This window comes from uncultured Virgibacillus sp., assembly GCF_947495635.1.
Taxonomy (GTDB): Bacteria; Bacillota; Bacilli; order Bacillales; family Amphibacillaceae; genus Virgibacillus; species Virgibacillus salarius.
Map to the genome: position 1 here is coordinate 1 of NZ_CANMAB010000175.1, position 4,138 is coordinate 4,138.

The window sequence follows — 4,138 nt, forward strand, 5'->3', positions numbered from 1 at the left end:
AGCTATTATTCCATAATAGCTACTAGAGGAAGCGTAAATCGGAGCATTTAGTGATAAGGACTGAGCGAATTTTGCTCCGTTTTTCTAATTGATAGGGATCGTACCAACGAAAGGCACAAAAAATACGCTTCGGAACTATTTTGGGTTATTCTTGTATCATTCTAAATAATTTACCATTGGAATCTGATTATATAGAATTTTAAGCTATATCTTTGTTTTTAGAGAATATAACAAAGCAAATAGCCATTATATTTAAAAGTAACATTATTCCATAATATATATTTGAAGTGTCATCGAGGTATTCGAAAAAGTACCGAATGATATTCAAAGACAGTATAATAATTAAAATAATTATTTTACGACTCATGTAGACATCCTTTCTTTAAAGAAAATATTTTCTTTCACTTTGAGTTGGTAAAGTACATTTAATTTGTTTACTTATTCTCTTCCTATATTTAGCAACTAATTTATAGAAAAAGTTTCTTATCGGTTTTGGTACTATTTTTAATATAAGTATCGGAAAAAATAATTTATTTGCTTGAGCTATTACGTGGAGAATTGCATCTGAGTATATATACATTTTATTAGAATTAATTAATATTATGCTATCCACGTTATCTCTAATTTGGTTTTCCATTTTAAAATCATTGTACCATTTGCTATTAAAACTTGTAATCCTTAGCGATTTGTTCTTGTTTATTTTTAAAAGAAATTTAATAAAGTTACTACAAAAGTTGCATTCTCCATCATAAACTAGAATCACCATTAAATTTCCTTCTCCTCTCTTTGAATACCTATATATTTCAAATTAGTAACTTTATCTTTAATATACTTAAAGCGATGGCTATATTCTCTATCACTCATAAATTGCAAGTCTAAAACAATCATAATAGCACCAAATGAACTAGACCCATAAAAACAATAATACTTAGATGAAACAGGATTGAGCCAAGTAAGCTTAAATAAGCGAGTATATTTATTGAACACAAAAAACTGTGTGAATATAGCCAAATAAGCTCCTAATGTCAGTAATAATGGAGAATTCAATATTATTAAGTGCTTCAAACCTTCAAACTAATTCATGCTAAAGGCACCTATATTTAGAATATAATACAACGCTGTTCCATCGGAGTTGTTCTTATTAATCTAAAATTTATGTTTCTGATGAATTCTATATAGTAAATGGTTCAACGGATAATAGGGATTGTACCAATGAAAAGCGAAAACATACGCTAAGGAACTGTTCAGAAAACCAGAATTTCCAGCGTAATCCTTATATTTCTCCTTGTCTTATGCTCCTACTTCTCTAGTTTTTTTAATTACCAATCTTTTTCTATTTTCCATCATTCTGGGATAAATTGTCACTAAATAATACGTATATATGTTCGTTTTTTATGATATAATAAGAACAAACGTTCTTGGTGGTGACCTTATTATGAAAGGATTGCTGAATCGTTCTGTCAAAAGTAAGCAAAAAATAATTATTATTTATTTGGATAGCAATAATAATGTAACTGAGCGTTATATCCGTGTTCTAGAAATACGCGAAAAGAGTATTTTGGCTTATTGCTTCTATCGGAAAAAGGTGAGAACATTTACGCTAAAGAATATTCTTTCAGCAGGATTAGTTAGAAAGCGAGTGGGTGCGTAATGAGTGTAAATGATCGAGGAAGTATTAAATGGACCGCAATGATGATGCCGGAGCATATAGAGTTATTGAAGCAAACATGGCAAGAACAAGAGCGCAAACAAAAACCTATTATAGATGAACAAAAACAAGAGGAAATTAACTTGAAGCTGCAAATGGCAGTGAAAAATGAGCTAACCATCGATTTAAAGTATTTTTTGAATCACGATTTTTATAAAGCTAAAGGGAAAGTAGTCAGTATTGATAGACAGAACAGGTATATAAAAGTGGCAGGCCAATATTTACCTATAGAAAGTATTATTGATGCCTGGATTGATTAAATTTACTTTTTACTAGCAATATATAGTGCGCCATTTTGTTGAATTTCAGCATAAAAGACATCCGATATGGAAGGTACTCCCCTTAATTGAAGTTGCTTTTCTAACCAATGCTTATTTAGGTTCAAGGCAATTAAGTTATTTGTATTAATCTTTCCGTCAGCAATTACAGTCGTTGAGGTAGGTGGAATGCTATTCGTGGCTGGAGGAATGTTCATATCTTTTTTGGTTAACGATTGTTTCGCCTCTTTCTTCATGACGGATAGACTGCCATCTGTTTCAAATATTGCATATTCGACATCCGAGACAGCGAAAACGTTTTTCTTCCTCAATAAAAGGTTTAAATCGTCAATATCTAATCTACTTTTCCGAAGCTCATCCTCCACAATTTCTCCTTTTCGAATAAGAATAATTGGTTCCCCTTCAATAACGTAACGAACGCGTTGTGATTTTATATCTAAAAAACCAAGAAATATGGTAAAAGCACTCCAGCATAGTAATGATAATATTCCATGGAATAGACTGAGTGTAGGGTCAACTGCAAATGAAGCAGCTAATGTACCGATTGAAATAGCAGAGACAAAGTTAAAGAAGGTAAGCTTAGAAATTTCTTTTCTTCCCATAATTCTTGTTAATGCAAGTAAGATAGTAAAGGAAACAGCTAATCTTAGTACTAATTCGATAGTGGACATAATAAGCCTCCATAAACAAAAGGTGTTTTTAGTATTGTTCCAAACATTGGAATTAAAATGTATGAATTAGGATAATTAAAAGGTTGCAGTATAAACAAATAAGAGAAAATTATAGGTACCATCATCGACAGTTCGATACATCACTATTTGGCGATTGACAATTGGAAGGGAAGCAAATGAAGAAATATTATCTCTATATTTTTATTAGCTTGAGTATGTGCTTGTTTTTAACGGGATGCTGGGACCGCGTGGAGATTGAGAATCGAGGCTTTACCGTTGGTTCAGCGATTGATCTAGTTGAAAAAAAAGAAGATGGTACGTTTGAACTAATGCTTACCAACCAAATGGTTGTCCCCTCTGGATTAGGGTCTCCTTTACAGGGAGGTAGTGGTGAGCAAAAAGCATATAAAAATATAACTGCAACGGGCGAAAGTATTTTTGAGATTACCCGAGAAATGTCGACATTATCAAGCAAGACTCCTTTTTTCCAACATATGAAGGTATTAGTTGTTTCAGAAGACATCGTTAGAGAACCACATCTATTTGGAAATATACTAGATGTTCATATTCGCGATCATGAAATGCGTAGAGGGATAAGACTTGTCATAGTAGAAGGAAAAGCAAAAGAGGCGTTAAATATCCTACCCATAGATGAAAAAGTACCTGCATTATATATTGAGTCTTTGATGGAGAACAACTATAAAAATGCAAGCTCACTACAGCCAGTTCATATAGGACAAGTTCAAGAGTTACTGCTAAGTAAAAACAGCTACACGATTCCAGAATTACAGATTGTTAACGATCATTCCGTTAAGTACAAAGGAGCTGCTGTATTTCAAGGTGATACCAATCACATGATATACTCCTTATCTGATGATGAAACCATGGGGCTAAGCTTTTTGACTGATACGAAACAAAATGGACCGATAAAAATCAAGGTAAATGGACATATGGTTGTAATAGAACTAACAGATGTTAAACAAGATATATACTTTAAAAATAAGAAAAAGGAAAACTTACAGGTCGATATAAATATTGATGTTAAAGGGAATATTGGTGAGAGATATGGACTTACTAGTGTATTTAGTAAAAGCTATATAAATAAGGTGAAAGCGGCAACAGAGCGAAAGGTGCGGGCACTGGTTGAAGGAACTATCAACAAGGTGCAAAAAGACTTAAAAGTGGATGTGCTGGGGATTGGTGACAAGCTGTATCGGCGACATTATGATTTCTGGAATACGGTCAAAGACGATTGGGAGAAAGGAGAAAATTATTACTCCCAAAGTAATATTCGTGTGAATGTAAATGTGAAAATTAAAATGGTAGGCTCCTCAGACAAAGTAGAAACGATCAATAAATAAAAAAAACATGCATCCCAATAGCTGTTTGGGGAAGCATGTTTTTTTGTAAGTTAAGAAAGTATAAAATCAGTGCAATGACTGCGTTAAGCCAAGTAGTTATTTTGAAATGTTAGATGTATA

At 32.6% G+C, this 4,138-nt stretch carries 5 protein-coding genes; 3 read left to right on the forward strand and 2 right to left on the reverse strand.

All coding sequences use genetic code 11. The features are described from left to right. Positions 1–382: 382 nt before the first annotated feature. Positions 383–766 (reverse strand): thiol-disulfide oxidoreductase DCC family protein, encoded by a 384-nt coding sequence (locus Q1A47_RS20965; protein ID WP_026682884.1) that lies wholly within the window; start codon positions 764–766, stop codon positions 383–385. Between the two features lie 615 nt (positions 767–1,381). On the opposite strand from Q1A47_RS20965, the gene Q1A47_RS20175 reads away from it, so the two are divergent. Both Q1A47_RS20175 and Q1A47_RS20180 read left to right on the forward strand, forming a co-directional pair. Further along, on the forward strand, positions 1,382–1,651 hold the full coding sequence (locus tag Q1A47_RS20175) for a hypothetical protein (RefSeq protein WP_299632734.1): 270 nt from the start codon (positions 1,382–1,384) through the stop codon (positions 1,649–1,651). Further along, on the forward strand, positions 1,651–1,968 hold the full coding sequence (locus Q1A47_RS20180) for a YolD-like family protein (RefSeq protein WP_034679767.1): 318 nt from the start codon (positions 1,651–1,653) through the stop codon (positions 1,966–1,968). Before Q1A47_RS20175 ends, Q1A47_RS20180 begins: the two co-directional genes overlap by 1 nt. A gap of 2 nt (positions 1,969–1,970) precedes the next feature. Here Q1A47_RS20180 and Q1A47_RS20185 read toward each other — a convergent pair whose 3' ends face one another. Next, the gene (locus Q1A47_RS20185; RefSeq protein WP_026682887.1) at positions 1,971–2,657 is read right to left on the reverse strand and encodes a DUF421 domain-containing protein; all 687 of its coding nucleotides are present in this window, start codon (positions 2,655–2,657) and stop codon (positions 1,971–1,973) included. Positions 2,658–2,833: 176 nt separating this feature from the next. On the opposite strand from Q1A47_RS20185, the gene Q1A47_RS20190 reads away from it, so the two are divergent. After that, positions 2,834–4,018 (forward strand): Ger(x)C family spore germination protein, encoded by a 1,185-nt coding sequence (locus Q1A47_RS20190; RefSeq protein WP_121604321.1) that lies wholly within the window; start codon positions 2,834–2,836, stop codon positions 4,016–4,018. Positions 4,019–4,138: the final 120 nt, after the last annotated feature.

What these genes read in the sequence shown, in the direction of transcription:
- Q1A47_RS20965 (WP_026682884.1), bottom strand. Translation starts at nt 766, where the DNA reads ATGGTGATTCTAGTTTATGATGGAGAATGCAACTTTTGTAGTAACTTT.
- Q1A47_RS20175 (WP_299632734.1), top strand. Translation starts at nt 1,382, where the DNA reads ATGTTCGTTTTTTATGATATAATAAGAACAAACGTTCTTGGTGGTGAC.
- Q1A47_RS20180 (WP_034679767.1), top strand. Translation starts at nt 1,651, where the DNA reads ATGAGTGTAAATGATCGAGGAAGTATTAAATGGACCGCAATGATGATG.
- Q1A47_RS20185 (WP_026682887.1), bottom strand. Translation starts at nt 2,657, where the DNA reads ATGTCCACTATCGAATTAGTACTAAGATTAGCTGTTTCCTTTACTATC.
- Q1A47_RS20190 (WP_121604321.1), top strand. Translation starts at nt 2,834, where the DNA reads ATGAAGAAATATTATCTCTATATTTTTATTAGCTTGAGTATGTGCTTG.